Genomic DNA, 21411 nt, shown 5'->3' with positions numbered 1-21411 from the left:
TTTATCCGAAAAATTAAATATTATGTACGGATTTCTTATTGCCATCGGTGTTGTTCTGTTACTGTCCGTTATTTGGATGGTGTACCGAATTCAAACGCTTATTTCTGTTGCCAAAGGTTCTGATAAAAAGATACAGACGACCTCTAATAAGGTTAATGCTGCACTGTTTGTGGTTTTTTTAGTTGGTACTTTTGTCCTAATGACCTGGTATTCTATCAAGGAATTCAGCAATTATCAATTGCCAATAGCGTCTGAACATGGTGTAATAACTGACAGGCTTTTCTGGGTTACAATGGCGGTTACCGGGTTCATTTTCATTTTGACTCACATCCTGCTATTCTGGTTTCCTTATAAATATCAATACAGAACCGATAGAAGGGCCTCTTATTATCCAGATAACAACAAACTGGAAGTTATTTGGACTTTAGTGCCTGCTGTTGTACTCGCGTTGCTTGTTATCTCCGGATGGAGAGCATGGACAGACATCACTGATCCTGCTCCAGAGGGAGCTCACGAGATTGAATTATTGGGTTATCAATTTGCATGGGAAATTCGATACCCAGGAAAGGATAATATTTTAGGCGATTTTGATTATCGGCTAATCAACGCTACTAATTCAAGGGGCGTAGATTTTTCTGACCAAAACTCTAGAGATGACTTTCCATCGCAATCAGTAGTTATTCCCAAGGGAGAACCGGTTCTTTTCAAAATTCGCGCAAGGGACGTTCTACATTCTGTATTTGCCCCTCATATGCGTCTTAAAATGGATGCAGTGCCCGGAATGCCTACCCGTTTTTGGTTCGTACCCACCAAAACTACCGCTGAAATGAGAGCAGAGCTAGGTGATGAAGAATTCGAATACGAAATAGCTTGTACAGAGGTCTGTGGTAGTGGACACTTTTCTATGAGGAGAGTGATTACTGTGGTAGAACCTGAAGAATATAGAAAGTGGTTCAGTGAACAAAAAACTTTTGTAGAATCCAATCCAAGTTTAGTTTTGGATCTTCCAATAGAAGATAAAAAATTGGCAGAGACTGCAAACCAATAAGGATATTAATATTTAATCAATTAAAATATGTCGGTAGCTAACGTTTCAGCACATGATGTTTCAGCGCATGATGATCATCATGACCACGAGCATGAAGATGGCTTTATAACAAAGTATATCTTCACTCAGGACCATAAAATGATCGGTAAACAATTTCTTGTTACCGGTATGTTTTGGGCACTGATTGGTGGATTCTTGTCCATTTTGTTCAGATTACAATTAGGCTTTCCAGATATGAATTTGGAATTTCTTAGACCTCTTTTGGGCGGTTGGATTACAGAGACAGGCCAATTGGATCCCAATTTCTATTTGGCGCTGGTAACCATGCACGGAACCATTATGGTGTTCTTTGTATTGACAGCCGGATTGAGTGGTACATTTTCCAACTTTCTGATTCCACTTCAGATTGGAGCCAGGGATATGGCTTCTGGTTTTATGAACATGTTATCCTACTGGTTCTTCTTTACCTCTGGAGTCATTATGTTCATATCGCTATTCCTCGAGCGTGGTCCAGCTAGTGGGGGGTGGGTTGTATATCCTCCGTTGTCAGCTTTGGAGCAGGCTATGCCCGGTTCAGGTTTGGGGATGACGCTGTGGTTGGTTTCCATGACGTTTTTTATTGCTTCATCTCTCTTGGGTGGTATAAATTACATAACTACAGTTATTAATTTAAGGACTAAAGGCATGTCCTTTGCCAGATTGCCTCTGACGATCTGGGCTTTCTTCCTTACTGCGGTAATCGGTCTATTATCATTCCCGGTTCTATTCTCTGCCGCATTGTTATTGGTGTTTGACCGTAGCTTTGGTACTAGTTTCTACTTGTCTGATATCTATATCGGTGGTGAAGCCCTTCCAAATACAGGTGGTAGCGCAGTTCTATACCAACACTTGTTCTGGTTCCTTGGTCACCCTGAAGTTTATATTGTACTCTTGCCTGCTTTGGGAATTACCTCAGAAATCATAGCAACCAATTCTAGAAAACCTATTTTCGGATATAAAGCCATGATAATTTCCATGCTTGGTATTACCATACTTTCTTTTGTTGTATGGGCACACCACATGTTTGTCTCAGGGCTTAATCCTTTCTTGGGCTCGATATTTATGTTCTTGACATTGATTATCGCAGTCCCTTCAGCAGTTAAAGTATTTAATTACCTGACTACACTCTGGAGAGGTAATTTGAGATTTACTACTGCGATGATGTTTTCTATTGGTCTGGTATCCTTCTTTATTTCTGGAGGTCTTACAGGTATATTCTTAGGAAACTCTGCCATTGATATTCAATTGCATGACACCTATTTCGTTGTAGCCCATTTTCACCTGGTGATGGGATCGGCTTCGTTCTTTGGATTGATGGCCGGAGTTTATCATTGGTTCCCTAAAATGTTTGGAAGGATGATGGATGAGAAATTAGGTTCTATACACTTTTGGTTGACTTTCGTAGGTGTGTACATGGTCTTTTTCCCCATGCACTACATCGGTATCGCTGGGTTTCCGAGACGATACTATAGCTGGTCCACCTTCTCCTTCACGGATATGTATACCGATTTGAACATGTTTGTATCTGTAGCGGCTATCATTACCTTTGCAGCTCAGTTTATCTTTCTGTTTAACTTCTTCTACAGCATGTTTAGGGGTAGGATTGCTTCGCTTAATCCATGGCAGTCCAATACATTGGAATGGACTACTCCATTACATCCTAAACACGGTAACTGGCCGGGTGAGATACCTTCGGTCTATAGATGGCCCTATGATTATTCAAAGCCTGGCGCTAAGGAAGATTTCATTCCACAGACTGTTCCTCTTTCCGTTACTCCGGAATCGAACTTGCCTCATGAGGAGAAGTTGGTGAATTTGGAGAAAGAGATTATAGCCGAGGAGGAGCAGGTTTTGGTTGCTAATGAATATAAAGGATCGTAAAAATATAGATAGCTTCCGTCGTATCAGTTTGATAACTACGGCAGCTATTTATTTTCTAATATTGGTTGGGGGGATAGTCAGAAGTACCGGATCTGGTATGGGATGTCCCGATTGGCCAAAATGTTTTGGGAGCTGGATTCCACCTACTAGCGTGGATCAGCTCCCAAATGATTATCTGGAGGTTTATGTCCAACAGCGTCTGGCCAAGAACGAGCGATTTGCGGATTTGCTGGCTTCCATCGGATTCTCTGAACTGGGCCAGCAGATTTTGCAGGACGAAAGTGTTGCTCAAGAGGAGCCTTTCAACGCAACCAAGACCTGGATCGAATATATCAATAGACTTATTGGAGCCGTAATCGGGCTTTTGGTTTTGGTTACAGTTTACAGGGCGATCTTGATATGGAAATTAGACAGAAAATTTACGTATTTGAGTATAAGTGCGCTTATCTTGGTTCTATTTCAGGGTTGGATAGGATCCATAGTCGTGTCTACTAATCTCCTGCAATGGATGATTACCGTTCATATGCTACTCGCCTTGGTGATAGTTTGTCTGTTGTTGTATATTTATTTCTTAGCCTACCAATCGGGCCGTCAAGCCTCAATCGGTGATATTGAAAATCAATCATTGGGCTATGTGATAGCAGTTTGTATGTTGCTAATGGTTATCCAAATTGTATTGGGAACGCAGGTTAGGGAAGAAGTGGATGAAATAGCGAGAAAATTTTCTCATACATATCGGGATTCTTGGATTGAGGGGTTGGGAACCACCTTTCTTATCCACAGATCTTATTCCTTGTTTATTTTGGCCTTACACCTTGTGTTTGGATATTTGGTATTCAAACAAATGAATAAATCTTCGTTGATTTATCAATTGACATTTTGGTTGTTAGCAATTATAGTACTGGAGATTCTCTCGGGAGTAGGAATGGCTTATTTCGGGATTCCCGCCTTCTTGCAACCTATACATTTACTGTTTGGGACATTGATTGTAGGTATTCAGTTCTTTATTTGGTTAGAAATCAGGCATAGTAAGTATGTCTTTAAAAAAATAGCTTCTTAATTCTATAGAAATGAGTAGTATAAATATTAGTGATAATGTATTTCAAGTGACCTTAGGTGTTAGGTTGAAGGCTTATTATGACTTGCTGAAATTCAGGCTCTCTGCTTTGGTAACGTTTTCTGCAGTTTTTGGATTTATCCTTGGTCATACATCGCCCAGTTTTTCGTGGGCAGGACTTGCCGGGTTGGTTTTTGGAGGATTTCTTATCAGTGGAGCATCGGGAGCTGCCAACGAGATTTTGGAGAGAGACCTGGATAAGTTGATGAAGCGGACCCAGGGAAGGCCGCTACCGATGAATGTTATTTCCTTGGTAGAAGCTCAATGGTTTACATTGATTACGGCACTGACAGGTATCGGAATGCTCTGGCTTTTCACAAATCCGCTTACCACCTATCTGGGTATATTAAGCATGATTTTGTACGTGTTCGTATATACTCCACTGAAGCGTGTAGGACCTATCGCGGTATTGGTGGGGGCTATACCTGGAGCAATGCCTCCCTTATTGGGTTGGGTAGCCGCCACCGGGGCGATCACCTATGAGGCGATGATTATTTTCGGAATCCAGTTTGTCTGGCAATTCCCCCATTTTTGGGCAATTGCCTGGGTAAGTGACGATGATTATAAGCGGGCAGGTTTTAAACTATTGCCCCTGGGCGGTAAAAAGGATCTCAATACAGCTATCCAAATTATGATTTATACGCTATTCTTATTGCCCTTGGGTTTACTGCCAACCTATTTTGGATTAACGGGAATTAATTCGGGAATAGTAGCGACACTTTGTGGGGTGTTGTTCTTGGCTCAGACCTTTTCTCTTATGAAGGATTGTTCCAGAAAATCAGCACTGCGGATCATGTTTGGTTCCTTCCTTTATCTACCTATCGTACAAATTGCTTATTTATTAGATAAAGTTCAATAATGGAAGAGAAATTAGCCTATATAGAAGGTGCCGAGCAGCCGCTGGCAATGCATCCCAAAAAGTTTGCATTGTGGTTGTTTATCGTTAGCGTTGTGATGATTTTCGCATCGATGACGTCAGCCTATATTGTCCGTATGTCAGAGGGAAACTGGCTTGAGTTTGAGTTGCCGGATATATTTTGGTATACGTCAATTGTGATTATCCTGAGTAGTATCTCCCTTCATTGGGCATACTTGTCCGCTAAGAAAGATTCATTGGATCAATTGCGTATTGCATTGCTTGTAACTGCTATACTGGGAGTGACATTTTTGATTGGTCAGTGGTACAGTTGGGTGGCACTCGTAGATCAGGATGTGTATTTTGTGGGCAATCCGGCAGGCTCCTTTTTGTACGTTTTTACCGGTTTGCATGCAATACATTTAATTAGTGGTGTGATTTTTCTAATTATTGTATTAATTTCGTCCCTAAGATTTAAGATCCATTCCCAAAACATGGCTCAAATGGAAATGTGTACCACGTATTGGCATTTCCTTGGAGGACTTTGGTTGTATCTGTTCATGTTTTTACTGCTGAATCATTAAATAAAATAATCATCAACTTATGTCATCGACTGCTATCGAAATCAAATCAAAAAGAGGGGTATGGGGAGGTGGAAACGAACCACTGAAGGCGAGCTATGGTAAGCTTATGATGTGGTTTTTCCTCCTGTCAGATATTTTCACTTTTGGAGCATTCTTAATCACCTACGGCGCTATTCGCATGAGTTACCCCGCCTATGAGGGTGCATCTGCGGAATTCGTAAGTTCCAATGAATATTGGCCAATTCCAGAGATGATTTTTGATGCCCTTCCATTATTACATGGAATGCACTTTCCGCTCGTTTTTGTAGGATTGATGACCTTTATACTCATCATGAGCTCTGTTACCATGGTATTGGCTGTGGAAGCAGGTCATAGAAATGACAGGAGTGACGTGGTAAAATGGTTATTATGGACTCTGCTGGGAGGGATTACCTTCCTTAGCTGCCAAGCCTGGGAATGGTCTCACTTTATCCATGGAACGGACGAAGGCACCATGTTGGAATACGTAAATTCGCTTAACCGTCTAGTTTCGGAGACTGTCTTTGGAGCAAATCTTCTGGTAAATGAATACGGCCCTGCCCCCTTTGCCCAACTATTCTTTGTTATCACCGGATTCCACGGTTTCCACGTAACCATCGGCGTAGTATTGTTGTTCTTGGCATTTTACCAAGCAGCTGTTGGTATCTACGAGCAAAGAGGGCATTATGAAATGGTCGAAAAAATCGGATTGTATTGGCACTTTGTGGATTTGGTTTGGGTATTTGTATTTACCTTTTTCTATTTAATTTAAAATAAAATTTCTGCACTATGGCACATGATCATAATAACGGGTTGGAAGTAATTCCAAAAGATCCAGCGAAGATTAAAAAGATCTGGATGACTGCGTTAATATTATTGTTAATTACCGCTTTTGAATTTGTCCTGGCCTTTACAATGGACAGAGGAGTTTTATTGTATGCTTTATTTATCATTCTTACGATTGTAAAAGCGTACTATATCATGATGGAATTTATGCATTTGGGGGAAGAAGCAAAACCATTGTTTTACTCCATTATAGTTCCTATCATCTTCTTGATTTGGTTGGTTATAGCTCTGATGAAAGAGGGAGCGGAAATATTCCAAATGCGCTGGTAAAACCCACTGGGTTCAAGTTATCTAAAATAGGTTGAAGTGGAATCTTCAACCTATTTTTTTGTTTATAATGGTATATGAAATCGAGCAAGACGAAAACCTCGCACACCGGGATGATTATCATATATGAGAGATTCCCCCGAAAAAATCGGGGCAGGCTATCCGATGAATCGGGACAAGTCATGGCCGCTGAAAAACAATTATAATTACATGAAAGAACTGAGGGTTTTACAATTTATGGTATTGGTATGCATCTTGATGATACCAATATTGATCATTCTATTCCTGAAAAATTTCTCGTCCAACACTTATTCCATCCCTATATTGTATGAAAACGGAGTGGAGGATCCTTATCAGGAATGCGACCTTCCCTCAGGACAGCAACATGTCATTCCTGAGTTTAGGTTTTATGCCCAGGATAGTTCAGAAGTCGGAACGCAGGAAATGAAGGGAAAACTCACTATAGTTGATTTCTTCTTTACCAGTTGTCCAAGTATATGTCCGGTGATGTCGGCAGAGATGGAGCGTGTGCAGGATGCGTTCAGAGATGAGGAGATGGTGCAGATTTTCTCTATTAGTCTGGATCCTGGCTTTGATACTCCTGCGGTTTTGGCCGAATATGCTGACTTTCATGGAGCCAAGCCGAATAAATGGTTTTTCCTGAATGGACCCCGTGAACAAACCTATGAACTAGCCCGTTGTGGATTTATTCTGCCCGCTTTGGATGGGGGGGGGAACCCGGATGATTTTGTTCATAGTGACAAATTTGTGCTGGTAGATGAGCAGGGAAGAATTAGGGGATACTACAGTGGCACTAATAGAGAAGGAGTAGACGAGTTAATTCTTGAAACAAAAATTTTACTTTATGGACAGCAATAAATTAGCCTATTCACCCAACGATAAACAGATGCTCCGTTGGATTTCGGTTATTTCGATTTTAATACCCATTGTTGTTGCTGTGCTGTTGTTTATGCCATCGAAAATGGATTTAGGAACAGATTGGGTGTATTTTCTTCCACATCTCAATGCCGTCATCAATACCGCGGCAAGCATCGCTTTGGTTCTTGGTGTTATTTTCATAAAGAGAGGAAGCATTGGGTATCACCGCGCAGCGATGACCACGGCTTTTGGTTTGGGTGCGGTATTTCTGGTTTCCTATGTAGTCTATCATGCAGCAGCGGAAAGTACGTCTTTTGGAGGAGAGGGTTGGATAAGAGATGTATATTATTTCCTTTTAATATCCCATATTGTGTTGGCAGCGGTAGCCCTTTTCCCAATATTACTGGCATATTATTATGGATATACCAATCGGATAGAGAAGCACAGAGCAACAGTAAAGTATGCGTTTCCAATATGGCTCTATGTGACGGTCACCGGAGTAATAATATACCTGATGGTCAGCCCCTATTATCAGCATTAAACTAAATCCACTTATTTGACGTTTATTTGATATGAGTACTTTTGCCAAAACGATATTTATTTCTCTGGTTTTATTTGTCTTTCAACTTCAATCGGTAATCGCTCAATGCGCCATGTGCCGGGCTGGTATTGAATCAAATGTAAGTGATGGAGACACCTCTGTGGGAGCAGGGCTGAATATGGGAATTCTGTATTTATTTGTCGCACCTTATCTCTTAATGATGGTTATTGGCTTTTTTTGGTATAGAAGTGCCAAAAGGAAAAAGAGGCTTTCGCTATAATTCCTATCCGATAAAGATGGAGAGCAAAGTTTGTTGAAGGCTTTGCTTTTTTTATTTTTATATGCATGTTCAAAAAAAGAAAGTATATCAGCCTATCGGCTATCCTTTTACTGGGAATATTTTTCTCTGTTACGTTCCAATGGAAAAAAGATGAAGGCACGGAAGCTTTCAGAAGGGACCTGGAGCATAAGCTAGGAGGTATTTTGGGGGAATTCGATGAGGATTATATCGAAATCCTGTTAAATAACAGAGCCGATACGCAGGTTTCTTTTACCACGTTAGATAGGGATACCAAACATCCTTTTTACCTTTTTTCAAATCAGGGGGACTTAATGTTTTGGTCGGAAATTTCCATGATTCCCAGCCACGGTGAGTTTCAGTTGAATAGGAAATTCCAGCTGATTGAGAATGCCAAAGGGGTTTTTTTTAGCAAAATACGAAAGCTGACCCGGAATCAACAGGAATTTTGGGTGTTGCAGATTTACCCTTTGTCCTATAAGGTAGCACTCCAGAATGACTATCTTCCTAGTGGCAGCAATTACTATCTTTTTGGAAATGACCGATATTCTGTTTCTAATCAAAAAGAACCTGGTTATGCGGATATTCACCATAACGAAGATTATCTTTTTTCGATCAATTACCGGGTGGGCTACGATTTGCCTGGCACTACAAGCAATCGGACATTGATTGTTTTCTTTTTTTCGCTTTTGAGTCTTGTCATTATCCTAGGTGTGGATTTTGTCCAAACTATTTGGAGGAAGGGAAATCGTCCGCTTGCCATTTCCTATGCAGCACTCATTCTGTTTAGTATTCGCGGACTAATGCTGAAGTTCAGCTTTCCCCAAGACTTCTTTGAGACAGGTTTATTTAATCCGGGAAACTATGCCTCGTCCGTGGTAAATCCCAGCTTAGGGGATTTGCTTCTTAACGTCATCTGCATCTTAATTGTACTGGGACTCATATTGGCGTCGATAGGTAGCAGTAGGATTCTGGTTCAGTTTAATCAACATAGGAGAAAAATCCCCAGTGGACTTTTGCTTGTTGTTGTTTTGATACTTTCCACACTGTTAATGGTGATATTTTTTGACTTGTTTCTTGACATCGTAAAAAATTCCCAATGGAACCTTAATATTCAATCCCTACCTACTTTTACTTACTTTCATGCTATTAGTCTGATTATTGTGTTTTTAGGCGGAGCGGCCTACGTGGTGTTTTCCATTATTGGGCTTAACTTAGTGTTGAACAAAAGCTCCCTTACCAAGAAGAGAGCACTCAACATCCTTCTTTATTTATCTGTTCCCATTGCCATCGGATTATTTTACATGGACAGGGTAATAATGGTAGCCTATTTGTCCCATTTTGTTTTGATAGGGGCCATTATCACCTTTGATCTTTATGACAACATTTTCAAGTTGGACCTAAGCACGTTTATGATTTTATTTTTTGGATGTTTTGTAGGGGCTACTATCACAGGTGCGGCCGCCTATCAACATGCAAGGCTGGAGTCGGTAAGTGAGAAGCAAAAGTTTGCCAATCAGGTGATGATTGAGGATGACTTGATGGGCGACTATATGATGGGTGAGGTGATGGATAATGTACGGGGGGATAATTTTATTATAAATAGGCTATACGATCCCTCTATTTCAAAGGAACCAATTGCGCAAAAGATTAAGAAAATCTATCTGACTAATTACTTGGATCAGTTTAGTTCAGCTGTAATGGTATTTAATCGGTCTGGTGAAAGTCTTACTAGGCGAGAACGAGACCACACGCTAGACGAGTATAGAAATTTGTATATGAAAAGCGACTATGCCACGACTGTGCGTAATCTCTACTACGTCAAAGGTGGGCTACTGGGTAGGCCAAATAGATATGCCGCGTTTATCAGTATCTATAAGGATTTCAACTTTTTGGGTACCATCGTTATAGAACTTACGCAGCAAAGAATACTACCCAGCAGCGTATTTCCAAAGTTGCTGTTTGATAAACAATATGTTCCTGAGATCAATGAATCCAATATTGATTACGCTGTGTTTTCAGGAGATTATCTCCAATTCAGCACCGGTATATTTAACTACCGTAATCCGGATATGCAATCAGTGCTCTCCGATCCCGTTTTGCTAACAAGGGGAGTGAATTTTGGAGGATACCACCATTATGGTGTTCAAAGTGAGGAGGGTACTGTTTTGGTTTCATCACCATCCTATCCCATATATTTTATATTAGCGGATGTTGCATTGTTCTTTGTTGCCTATCTGGTGTTGATGCTTTTATCCATTTTAGCTTACATGCTTTCCTTTGGACTGAAACATCTCAAATTTAACTATACGACTAAACTTCAGTTTTACCTTAATTTCGCCTTCTTTTTCCCCATGTTGGTGACCAGTGTGGTTGCGGTGGGTTTTCTGTCAAGATCCTACACAGAAGATCTTCATAGACAATACATGGATAAAGCTTCCATTATACGTGACAACTTGGCCAATTTCCTAGAAGCACAGCAAAATGGAGTTATCGATGAAGATGAAATAGAAGAACTTACCAATGAGATATACGGCCTAGCAGCTACGACACATGCAGACATCAATATCTACCTCCCAGATGGTAAATTAATTGCTACCAATCAACCTAAGATTTTCGAAAAGAAAATTTTGACCAAATACCTGAATCCTAAGGCATACGCTGCAATTATAGAAGCTGAAAACAACCGAATTTTGTTGGACGAAAACGTGGGGGAATTAAATTATAAGTCGGTGTACATGGTATTGCGGGAAAGTGACAGACAGCAAATTCAGGGAATCATCGCCATTCCCTTTTTCGAATCCGAAGATGAACTCAATGACTTGGTAGCAGATGTCATCAGCAACATTCTAATTATCTTCGTGGTTTTGTTTATTATTTTTCTGGTAATATCCTTCGTGCTGTCCAAAAACCTTACCTACCCGTTCCGGCTGCTGACCCAGAAACTTAAAGTGACAAACTTGGAAAGTAATGAATACATGAATTGGCCGTCGAAGGATGAAATAGGCCTATTAGTCAATGAATACAATAACATGCTTGCCAAACTGGAGGCGAGCAAAAAAGTGTTGGCATCGAATGAAAAAGAATCAGCATGGAGAGAAATGGCCAAACAGGTGGCACATGAGATTAAGAATCCGCTGACCCCTATGAAGCTGACCCTTCAGCACCTTTTACGGCTACAGTCAATCGGAAGCTTAGATGACCCCAAAATGCTGAAAAAGCCCATTGAAACGCTGATTCACCAGGTGGATACATTAAGTGACATTGCTACTTCTTTTTCTACATTTGCAAAAATGCCCTTGCCTCAAAACGAAGAAATAAATTTTAGGGTGGTACTCGGGGAGGTACTTGAACTGTATAAAAACAGGGAGGATGTAATTTTCACCTTTAAGGACGAAGCTTCCGAAAGCCCCGAGATATTTATTATGGGTGACCCCAAACTTTTTGGAAGGGTGATCTCCAACTTAATCATTAATGGCATTCAGGCAGTAGACCAATCCAAAGTGGCGGAAATTACCGTAACGTTGACGACGTCAAACGGTTCCTTGATTCTGGAGATCAGGGATAATGGTAAAGGAATCCCGGATGATCACAAAGAGAAGATATTTATCCCAAATTTCAGCACCAAGTCGGAGGGGTCAGGCTTGGGCTTGGCCATAGCCAAACGTGGTGTTGAGACCGCAGGAGGCAATATTTGGTTTGAAACCCAAGATGCGATAGGGACCTCGTTTTATCTTAGTTTTCCGCTATTGAAATAGTGTTGGGATTTGTGCGACATATTTTATTACTTTAGCCCGTTGTTAGAGAACAGGTTATGAGTGCGGCACGATTTTTTTTTTATGTTTTTTTGCTCCTTATTGGATGGGGGAATTATTGCCACGCACAGGAGGCTTCCTGCAAATGGATTCCTTTTCTTCCAGTGGGTCAGTCCCAACCCCTAGATTCTTTGTCAGTATTGGAGTCTTCCATTCGGGTTACGAATTCACAAGGTGACAGCCTGAAGTATTCTTATGACCTAAATAGTGGGGCAATTTCCTTTCTCGAAGAGCCACCTTCCAGTTTAGATTCTGTGCTGGTTTGTTATCAGGCCTTTCCCTTTGCGCTCCATCAGCGGTTTAGCAAACGTACCCTGCTGGAAGCATATGACTCAATGGCTTTTTTTAAGGACAACCGTGTCCCTGCGAGTGCCTCGTTTGATTTTAGAGAAGAGGTTTTTTCCTCTGATAAGTTAAACCAATCCGGAAACCTAACTCGGGGGATTTCATTTGGAAATAGCCAAAATGTGTTTGTGAATTCCTCCTTAAACTTACAAATGGATGGGGAATTGACGGATAATCTTCAAATCAGAGCCAGTATCACCGATCAGCATGTCCCATTCCAACCGGAGGGTAATACCCAACAGATCCAGGACTTCGACAATGTACTGATCGAATTGTACAACGATAACATCAACCTCGCTGGCGGAGATGTAGTACTTCAGCAGCGTACCTCCGAGTTTTTGCGTTATTACAAAAATGTGCAGGGCCTTCAGTTTACCTCCGATTACAAAGTCAATGAAACCTGGAAGGCATCTTCACAAGCCAGCATGTCCATTGCCAAAGGAAAATTCGCCTCTATCCCCGTGGAGATTTTGGAAGGGGTACTAGGTCCTTACCGCATTCGTGGGCCTGCCAATGAACGGTTTGTTATAATCATGGCCAATTCCGAAAAGGTTTTTCTCGATGGGAAACAGTTAAACCGAGGGTTTAACAATGATTATATTATCGACTATAACCAAGGCGAAATTACCTTTACGCCAAATGTAATCCTGACACAGTATAGCCGGGTCCGAATAGATTTCGAATATGCCGAACGTAACTTTTCCCGGTCCATCCTGACAGCCAACCATATTCAGGAATCTGACAAAGTCAGTTTTTATCTGAATTACTACAGAGAAAAAGACGACAGAAACCGCCCCTTATTCTTTGAGTTGTCCGATGCGGACAAACGGCTTCTGGCCTCTGTAGGGGATGAAACAGACAGGGCGGCTATTCCTAGGATAGACAGTATTCCGTTTGATGCGAATCGGATTTTGTACCGTAAGGTAAAAGCAATCAATGATTTAGGAGAAGAAATTCTTTATTACGAGTATTCCACGGATGCAAACCAGGCTTTTTTCGCCATAAGCTTCACGGAAACCGGACAGGGTACAGGTAATTATCAGAGAAAACAGCAACTTGCCAACGGTGTAGTTTACGAATATATAGCACCCATAAACGGCAGACCCCAAGGAAATTTCTCCATACATTCCCCCTTGCCAGCTCCCAACTCCAAACAAATGATGACCGCAGGGACACGGATTAAGCTAAGCCGCCACGAACAGGCCTACACTGAAGTAGCCGTGTCTAATGTGGATGAGAATTTGTTTTCGGATATAGACAATGAGGACAATAAAGGATATGCCATCAAATCAGGAATCCGATCCGAAGGAAGAAAATTCAAAGGAATGGAAGGATACTTGCTAAAGAGCAATCTTGAGTTGGAATACAATTCTGCCAGCTTTTCCTTTATTGACCGGTTAAGGTATATTGAATTTGACAGGGATTGGGGCCTAAACCCCTTAGACCTTCAGACTCCCCAGCCTGAAAGAATCGGTCAACTTTCCATGGAGTTTGAAAAAAGTAGGGATGAGTTTTTCGGCTACAGGTTGAATGTGAGGAACAGGGGAGGGATGCTAAATGGGATTCAACAAACCGCCCAATTCCACCAAAAACTGGGAAAACGGATTATGCTCCGCAATGAGTGGTTTTCGCTAAACAGTCAGGTAACTTCAATGGAGAACCTTTGGACTCGATATAACGGAGAAATCAATTACCAATCCAAATGGCTGGTTCCCGGCTACAAAATTCAACTGGACAGGAATGAGATTCGGGCTGCAGAGACAGACTCCATCGTAAGTACGGCCATGAATTTTTTAGAACACCAAGTTTTTATCCGGTCAAATGACACCCTGGATTATTCGTTTTTTGCTACAGCAACTTGGCGGGAAGATCAATTGCCGGTAGGAGGCCAACTGGTCCCGGATACGAAAGCCTTTACGAACCAATATGGGTTTCAGCGTAGAATGGGGACTCATGATCTGAAGAGTACCTTCACTTATCGAAAACTCATGCACCTAGCCCGTGAATTACCAGAAGAGACCACTGTAATGGGAAAACTCGACTATCAGGGTTCCATTGCCAACGGTGCTATTCGGAATGAATTGGGCTACGCCCTTGGAAATGGGAGAGAGTTGCGCAGGGAATTTGTATTCCTTCCGGTACCCACCGGGGAAGGTACCCATACATGGCGGGATGACAATGGGGACGGGGTACAACAATTAAATGAGTTTTATCTGGCTATAAACCCGGAGGAAAAAAATTACATCAAACTATTTGTGCCTACTGATGATTATATCCAAGCATACACTACAATATTTAATTATAGACTTACGGCCAAGTTTCCGGACAGTTGGCGGGATGAAAAGGGCTTGAAATCGCTTCTGGCTAAGTTTTCCAACAACACAAGCTGGAATGTGGAGAAAAAAATCAGCAGTACTGATTTTTTGAGCCGCATCAGTCCTTTCACAGGTAGCATTGACAATAAAGATTTGATTTCCACCCGGCAAAGCTTTAGATCGTCCTTTTTCTTCAACCGCTCATCTCCTAAATTTGGAGCGGATTTTTCGATTTTTAATAGCCAGCATAAGCAGCTGCTTTCCGGAGGTTTTGAGGATGTGATCCATCAGGACAATCGAATCAATACCCGCTTTAACATCACCAAACAAGCCAATATTCAGGTATTAGCAAGTCAGGGATTACGACAGGCCGCCTCGGATTTTTTGGACAACAGAAATTACGCTGTCAGACAACACAGCCTTGGTCCCGAATTGGCCATTCAGCCCTCTACCTTTTTTAGATCATCTGTTCAATACAGTTATACCCAAAAGAAGAATTTGTCAAACTTGGAAATGGATGAGAAAGCACTGTTGCATCAGTTAGCTTTAAATGTCCGTTTTGCCAGAGCTATCAAAACCACCTTGAATACTCAGGTAAAATATACCTACATCGACTACAATGGACTACCCAATACTCCGGTCGGGTATGAAATGTTGCAGGCACTTACTGCGGGAAATAATGTTATATGGAACATTAATTGGCTTCAAAAAATCGGGGAGGGGCTACAACTGACCATGGTTTACGAAGGCAGAAACTCCCAAGGGCTCAACCGGATAGTGCATACAGGGAGGATGCAGGTATCTGCGCTGTTCTAATATAGAATAAACGCGGAATTCTTGTAACTTTGCAGGTGTTAAATTAGTTGTTATACTAATAATTGAAACACAAATAAATGTCAAAGAGTATATTAGTAACAGGCGGAACCAAAGGAATAGGAAAAGCAATCATTTTGAGATTTGCACAACAGGGGTTTGACATTTATACCTGTGCCAGGAATCAGCAGGATCTGGATGACCTAAAAACTGAGCTTAATCAAAAATTTCCTGAGGTCACCGTATTTGTCAAAGGAGCGGATCTTTCAGGTAAGGAACAGACGAAAGCCTTTGCGGAAGAAGTGAAAAAGCACTGCGTACCGGATATTTTAATTAATAATACAGGGATTTTCATTCCGGGAGCCATTCACAGTGAACCTGAAGAAAACTTTGAACTTACATTGCAGACCAATTTGTTTTCCGCCTATTACCTGACCCGCGCATTTACCGATGAATTTATATCCAGAAGATCAGGCCATATTTTCACGATTGGCTCGATAGCAGGACTGACTGCTTATGCCAACGGAGGGAGCTATGCAATTTCCAAATGGGCCATGTTGGGTTTTACCAAGTGCCTTAGGCAGGAACTTTTGCCCCACGGCATTCGGGTAACCTCCGTTTTGCCCGGTGCCACCCTCACTGCCAGTTGGGAAGGAGTGGATTTACCGGCTGAGCGATTTATCAAGGCGTCTGATGTTGCCGAGATGGTATGGTCGGCTTATAACCTTTCTGCCCAGTCTGTAGTTGAAGAAATAGTAATCCGCCCTCAATTAGGTGATATATAATCATGGAATCCAAGACACTGATAGAAAAGATCAATTACTGTAATAGCCTGACGGCTTTTTCAAGGAGGAAAACCATTCCCGTACAGATCGGTGATGTAGTTGTCGGTGGGGACAACCCCATCGTGGTGCAGTCGATGACTACAGTGGATACAATGGATACCCAAGGGTCTATAGAACAAAGTATCCGTATGATAGAAAGTGGGTGCCAATTGGTTCGGATCACCGCTCCAAGTATCAAGGAGGCGGAAAATCTAAGACACATCAAAGACGGACTTTTAAAAAGGGGGTACAACACACCCCTTGTAGCCGATATACACTTTACTCCAAATGCTGCGGAAGTTGCTGCGGGTATTGTGGAGAAAGTAAGGATCAATCCCGGCAACTATGCCGATAAGAAGAAATTTGAGGTATATGACTATTCTGATGAAACCTATCAAGCAGAATTGGATCGTATTAGAGAGCGTTTCTTGCCTCTGGTAAACATTTGTAAGAAAAACGGTACCGCAATGCGGATAGGGACAAACCACGGATCGCTCTCTGACCGGATCATGAGCAGATATGGTGATACCCCGTTGGGAATGGTGGAGTCAGCACTTGAATTTTTGAGGATATGTGAGGATGAAAGCTATTACAATATTGTGATTTCTATGAAATCCTCCAATACCCAAGTAATGGTTCAAGCATACCGATTGCTCGTACAGAAGTTGGATGAGGGAGGATTTAAGCCTTATCCCCTTCACCTCGGAGTCACAGAAGCCGGAGAAGCGGAAGATGGGAGGATCAAATCAGCCGTTGGGATAGGAGCCCTCCTAGAAGATGGGCTGGGAGATACAGTCCGGGTATCGCTTACCGAAGATCCAGAATTCGAAGCGCCTGTGGTAAAGTCACTTATAAACAGGTACGAAAACCGGCCCGGGCATGAACCCATAGAGGAAATAAATAATTATCCCATCAATCCATTTGAATACACGAAAAGGGAAGCGTTTGAAGTGGTGAATTTTGGTGGAGGAAATGTGCCCCGCGTTATCACAGACCTTTCTGTAATTCCGGAAATAACAGAAAAGGAGCTTAAGAACGTTGGACATTTTTACCTTCCTGAACTCGATAAATGGAAAATGAATGATCAGGGTTGCGACTATGTCTACTCTGGATCCAATCCCATTTCATTTATGCTGCCCAATGGGTTGAAAGAAATCCAAGACGCATCCGTCTGGCAGAAGGCGACAGATCAAAAGAATACCTTTCCCTTATACGGCTTGGAATCATTTCGGGATGCTGAAATCTTTCATCCTATCTTGAATTTTCTGAGTATATCGGATCAAGAAGTGAACGAAGCAATCCCACTGATTCATGGAAGAAACGATGTTGTTATTCTGCTAAGAACAGATAATCAGCATGCCATGCCTGCACTACGGAGGGCGTTTGTCTCGTTTATACAAGAGAAGGTGACTAATCCCATCGTAGTTCAGGTGTCTTATACGCGGTTGGAAACCGATCAGGTGATGCTTTATCCGGCTACCGACGTAGGCGGGTTGCTGATTGATGGTTTGGGAGATGGCATCATGTTGGGGCTGGGAGCTTATTCGGGCGATCCAAGGGAAGATTTATTGGTACAGGTCAAGGTTCACAATGCCGTAAGTTTTGGGGTGTTGCAGGCTGCTCGTACGAGGATGTCAAAGACGGAATACATTAGCTGTCCTTCCTGTGGGCGTACACTTTTTGACTTGCAGGAAACAACTGCCATGATTCGGAAACGTACCGATCACCTAAAGGGTGTTAAGATTGGGATTATGGGTTGTATTGTAAACGGTCCCGGGGAAATGGCTGATGCTGATTATGGATACGTTGGATCAGGAAAGGGCAAAATCACCCTATATAAGGGAAAGGAAGTGATGAAAAAATCAGTGCCTTCCGAAAAAGCGGTTGATGAACTGATTGAAATAATACGGAAGGGCGGTCAGTGGATTGAGCCCGAACACGTAGATTAAATGAATGATTACTGCTAAGAAATCGAGCAGGAAGAAAACCTCACACGGAAGATGATTATCATAGCGAGATTCCATAGCTTGCCCCGACTCATCGGGGTGACCTCTGAAAAACAAATTAATAACACATGAAAAATATGACATGGCAAATAAAGTAAAAGAGTTTTTCCAATTGGGAGAAGTTGGAAATTATTTCATTCGGGTTTTTAGAAAGCCCGATCCGGATAACAAGCCAAACTTCAACCTTCGGATGATGCATGGGATTAATAAAATCTCCATTCTAATGTTTCTGTTTGCATTTATCATTTGGCTGGTCAAGCGTTTGGCCTGATTTTCCAAAAGTTTTAAGGTTGTGATTAATGGAAATTACATTTTTTCGATCGTATTGCCTTTCTAAAAATGGAGTGACAGAGGACACACCATTTGATCCTGACACGCTATGTTTTCGTGTTGGTGGGAAGATTTTTGCCATCGTGGATATATTGGCGTTTGAAAGTGTTAATTTGAAATGCGACCCTGAATTGGCGATTGATATTAGGGAGAGATATAGTAGCGTCACCCCTGGTTACCACATGAATAAGAAGCATTGGAATACCGTGCCTTTTGATGGAAGTGTGCCGGATAGTATTATTCTTGAATGGGTAGACCATTCCTACGAATTAGTTTTCAAAAGCCTTCCTAAAAAGGTACAAGCCGATCTTTCCCTGTGACATTTTTAACAATTGAGGGACTTCACAAGCGTTATCAAAATGCGCCGGGGACTGCGTTGAATGATTTCTCACTTTCCTTGATAAAAGGTCAGCGGCTTGCCATTATCGGTGAGAGCGGTTCAGGCAAAAGCACCCTACTTCGGATTATTGCAGGATTGGAAGTGCAGGATGAAGGTACTGTGACCTTGAGCGGGAATCCAGTTTTGAATCCATCGCAAAAGTTGGTGGCTGGGTACGATGATATTCAGTTGATTCATCAGCAATTCAAACTTTATCCATTTTCTACCGCGGAAGAAAATATCAAACGTCCCCTAATCCAGTACGATAAAACCTATGTGAAGGAGCGGACTTCTTTCCTGCTTGATTTGTTTGGCCTGACCGACAAAAAAGATCGGCTGCCGAAGCAGCTGTCTGGGGGAGAACAGCAGAAAGTAGCTATTGCCAGAGCCCTAAGCATAGAGCCTGAACTGCTACTGCTGGACGAACCTTTCAGTAATTTGGATGCCATCCAGAAAAGAGTTTTGCTGGAGGAACTGCATGATATTTTTGAGGAAATTGACCTGACAGTTATCTGGGTGACGCATGATTTGTCAGACGCATTGGCGGTAGCCGATGAGCTGTGTGTGATGCGTGGAGGAAAGATCGTGCAGCGGGGAAAGGCCGCCGAAATATTCAGTAAGCCAAAAAACCGCTACGTAGCTTCCATGTTTAGCAGACTTAATCAGCTAGGTCAGGAAAAAAACAAATACATAAGACCGCAACATGTACTTGCGGATACATCAGGCACAGGAATGGTAGGTGTAGTGAAGAAATGCCAGTTTCGATTGGGTTATAATCACCTTACTGTTTTGCTTGAGGAGGAAAATATTTACTGGAGGATACAGGATAGCAGGCGGGTATTTAACCTGGGCGACCGTCTTATACTTACTTATAATGAAAAAGATGTGCTTGTTTTAGAGGAGGATTGACTCTGCGTTTTCGCAAAGTCAATCCCTTGAGCCTATGTGAACTCCTATGTGGTGTAAAATAGACCACGGAGGACACAAAGAAGGCATAAAGAGCACGGAGTTATTTTTTGATACTGCCTCTCCTTTTTTCACGCAACGGACGCAACGATGGCGCGGCGGAGGCACCTGATTTCGAAAACTGCTATGTGAACTATGTGGTTTAAAATAGACCACGAAGGACACAAAGAAGACACAAAGATCACAAAGTTTTTTTTAGATAACTCTCCGTGTCCTCTGTGTAACCTCAGTGTCCTCTGTGGTTCTATTCAAAAATTTACTTTGAGTGGTCGCTGACTAACCGTTATCCGCTATACTTCCGTTTTCCACTTCTTCTCCAGTAGCCTCCCGAACTTCAAAGACCTCCCCGTTAAAATGAAGATTCATGCCTACCAAAGGATGGTTGAAATCCAAAAGTAACTCCTCTCCCAGATCCTTTAGTATTTTAGCCTGCATCGGGTATCCGTCCTCATCCAGTAACGGTAAAAAATTGCCTTCTTCCAACATCCCTTCCTGAAATCCCCTTTCCTGGGTAAACTGGGATTTTGGAACTTGTACGATCATCTCTTCGTCGGGATTCCCGTAAGCTTCTTCTACATTCAGGCTAAATATGAAGGTGTCACCTGCAGCTTTGTTTTCCAGTTCAGTTTCAAACTTTGGCGGTAAACCACTATTTCCAAAGACAAAATAAAAGGGATCTTCTTGATCTCTTACTTCCGCGGGAAATGGATCAGAGCCATCTTCGTTGTTTGTTACTTTTAATTCATAGGTCAATCCGACCACCGTATTTTCACTGATTTTCATAAGTATGTATTTCAGCGTACAAAGGTAAGGGTTATTGAATGGAAAAAAAACCTATAAAGCGGTTCCGACTTATTATGCGGATGGAAATTCTTATCGGTGGTTCGCAGGCAATCAGTTGGCGAATTATTCAGTTACCTAATTCCAGCAGAAATCCGAATCCAAATCAATATCATGGCAATCACAAAACAAAAAAACACCCCTTTCCATTTTCCTAAAATGCTGAAAACTAAAGAGGAAATCCCAATAAGCAAAAACAATATTCCAAAACTCAATAAAGCATTTGGGGAAAGGACCATTTCTCCGGTATAAAAATGAATGCTGTCCGCCTCACTGGGTTTGGGGCTATTGGATTCCTCGCCACTAATCCACCATTGCGATAGGTGGGCATAGGCCAACACTAAGGAGGCCCCAATACTTGCAAGGGAGAGAAAGATCCGATTTAGCATGAATGAGCGGTCTTG

19 protein-coding genes are annotated in these 21411 nt (G+C 41.9%); 17 read left to right on the top strand and 2 right to left on the bottom strand.

Going from position 1 to position 21411, the window contains the following annotated elements; translation table 11 throughout:
- The first annotated feature begins 22 nt into the window (after positions 1–22).
- The 17 genes from FQ608_RS11910 (at position 23) to FQ608_RS11830 (ending at position 20110) form a co-directional block, all read left to right on the top strand.
- On the top strand, positions 23–1048 hold the full coding sequence (locus tag FQ608_RS11910; protein WP_158858450.1) for a cytochrome c oxidase subunit II: 1026 nt from the start codon (positions 23–25) through the stop codon (positions 1046–1048).
- A 27-nt stretch (positions 1049–1075) separates the two neighbouring features.
- Positions 1076–2968 (top strand): cytochrome c oxidase subunit I, encoded by a 1893-nt coding sequence (locus tag FQ608_RS11905; RefSeq protein ID WP_158858449.1) that lies wholly within the window; start codon positions 1076–1078, stop codon positions 2966–2968.
- Positions 2949–4028 (top strand): COX15/CtaA family protein, encoded by a 1080-nt coding sequence (locus FQ608_RS11900; protein WP_158858448.1) that lies wholly within the window; start codon positions 2949–2951, stop codon positions 4026–4028. The genes FQ608_RS11905 and FQ608_RS11900 overlap by 20 nt, the downstream gene beginning before the upstream one ends.
- A 10-nt stretch (positions 4029–4038) precedes the next feature.
- Positions 4039–4944, top strand: a complete 906-nt coding sequence (gene cyoE, locus FQ608_RS11895; RefSeq protein ID WP_158858447.1) for a heme o synthase — start codon at positions 4039–4041, stop codon at positions 4942–4944.
- Positions 4944–5525, top strand: a complete 582-nt coding sequence (locus tag FQ608_RS11890; RefSeq protein ID WP_158858446.1) for a cytochrome c oxidase subunit 3 — start codon at positions 4944–4946, stop codon at positions 5523–5525. The genes cyoE and FQ608_RS11890 overlap by 1 nt, the downstream gene beginning before the upstream one ends.
- Positions 5526–5544: 19 nt before the next feature.
- Entirely contained in the window at positions 5545–6315 is a 771-nt protein-coding gene (locus FQ608_RS11885) for a cytochrome c oxidase subunit 3 (protein ID WP_158858445.1), read from the top strand.
- Positions 6316–6332: 17 nt separating this feature from the next.
- Positions 6333–6659 carry a cytochrome C oxidase subunit IV family protein gene (locus FQ608_RS11880; RefSeq protein ID WP_158858444.1) on the top strand — a complete coding sequence of 109 codons (327 nt, stop codon included), beginning with the start codon at positions 6333–6335 and terminating at the stop codon, positions 6657–6659.
- A gap of 207 nt (positions 6660–6866) precedes the next feature.
- Positions 6867–7535 (top strand): SCO family protein, encoded by a 669-nt coding sequence (locus tag FQ608_RS11875; RefSeq protein ID WP_158858500.1) that lies wholly within the window; start codon positions 6867–6869, stop codon positions 7533–7535.
- Complete coding sequence (locus tag FQ608_RS11870; protein ID WP_158858443.1) at positions 7522–8076, top strand: DUF420 domain-containing protein; 555 nt, start codon at positions 7522–7524, stop codon at positions 8074–8076. The genes FQ608_RS11875 and FQ608_RS11870 overlap by 14 nt, the downstream gene beginning before the upstream one ends.
- 31 nt (positions 8077–8107) lie before the next feature.
- The gene (locus tag FQ608_RS11865) at positions 8108–8356 is read left to right on the top strand and encodes a hypothetical protein (RefSeq protein WP_158858442.1); all 249 of its coding nucleotides are present in this window, start codon (positions 8108–8110) and stop codon (positions 8354–8356) included.
- Between the two features lie 65 nt (positions 8357–8421).
- Positions 8422–12132, top strand: a complete 3711-nt coding sequence (locus FQ608_RS11860) for an ATP-binding protein (RefSeq protein WP_158858441.1) — start codon at positions 8422–8424, stop codon at positions 12130–12132.
- Positions 12133–12188: 56 nt separating this feature from the next.
- Positions 12189–15665 carry a hypothetical protein gene (locus FQ608_RS27475; RefSeq protein WP_234364179.1) on the top strand — a complete coding sequence of 1159 codons (3477 nt, stop codon included), beginning with the start codon at positions 12189–12191 and terminating at the stop codon, positions 15663–15665.
- 77 nt (positions 15666–15742) lie between these two features.
- Positions 15743–16447 carry an SDR family oxidoreductase gene (locus FQ608_RS11850; protein ID WP_158858440.1) on the top strand — a complete coding sequence of 235 codons (705 nt, stop codon included), beginning with the start codon at positions 15743–15745 and terminating at the stop codon, positions 16445–16447.
- Between the two features lie 2 nt (positions 16448–16449).
- On the top strand, positions 16450–18435 hold the full coding sequence (ispG, locus tag FQ608_RS11845; RefSeq protein WP_158858439.1) for a (E)-4-hydroxy-3-methylbut-2-enyl-diphosphate synthase: 1986 nt from the start codon (positions 16450–16452) through the stop codon (positions 18433–18435).
- 139 nt (positions 18436–18574) lie between these two features.
- Positions 18575–18763, top strand: a complete 189-nt coding sequence (locus tag FQ608_RS11840; protein ID WP_158858438.1) for a DUF6728 family protein — start codon at positions 18575–18577, stop codon at positions 18761–18763.
- A 28-nt stretch (positions 18764–18791) separates the two neighbouring features.
- Complete coding sequence (locus FQ608_RS11835) at positions 18792–19142, top strand: MmcQ/YjbR family DNA-binding protein (RefSeq protein WP_158858437.1); 351 nt, start codon at positions 18792–18794, stop codon at positions 19140–19142.
- Entirely contained in the window at positions 19139–20110 is a 972-nt protein-coding gene (locus tag FQ608_RS11830; RefSeq protein WP_158858436.1) for an ABC transporter ATP-binding protein, read from the top strand. The genes FQ608_RS11835 and FQ608_RS11830 overlap by 4 nt, the downstream gene beginning before the upstream one ends.
- Before the next feature lie 333 nt (positions 20111–20443).
- Here the strand turns inward: FQ608_RS11830 and FQ608_RS11825 are convergent, their stop codons facing one another.
- Positions 20444–20950: an FKBP-type peptidyl-prolyl cis-trans isomerase gene (locus FQ608_RS11825; protein ID WP_158858435.1), complete on the bottom strand. Its 507-nt coding sequence runs from the start codon at positions 20948–20950 to the stop codon at positions 20444–20446.
- A gap of 131 nt (positions 20951–21081) precedes the next feature.
- Positions 21082–21396, bottom strand: a complete 315-nt coding sequence (locus FQ608_RS11820) for a hypothetical protein (protein WP_158858434.1) — start codon at positions 21394–21396, stop codon at positions 21082–21084.
- Positions 21397–21411: the final 15 nt, after the last annotated feature.

It is taken from the genome of Lunatibacter salilacus (assembly GCF_009797935.1).
Lineage (GTDB): Bacteria > Bacteroidota > Bacteroidia > Cytophagales > Cyclobacteriaceae > Lunatibacter > Lunatibacter salilacus.
The sequence above is the reverse complement of the archived record's forward strand: the minus strand, read 5'-3'. Positions and strand labels throughout refer to the sequence as shown.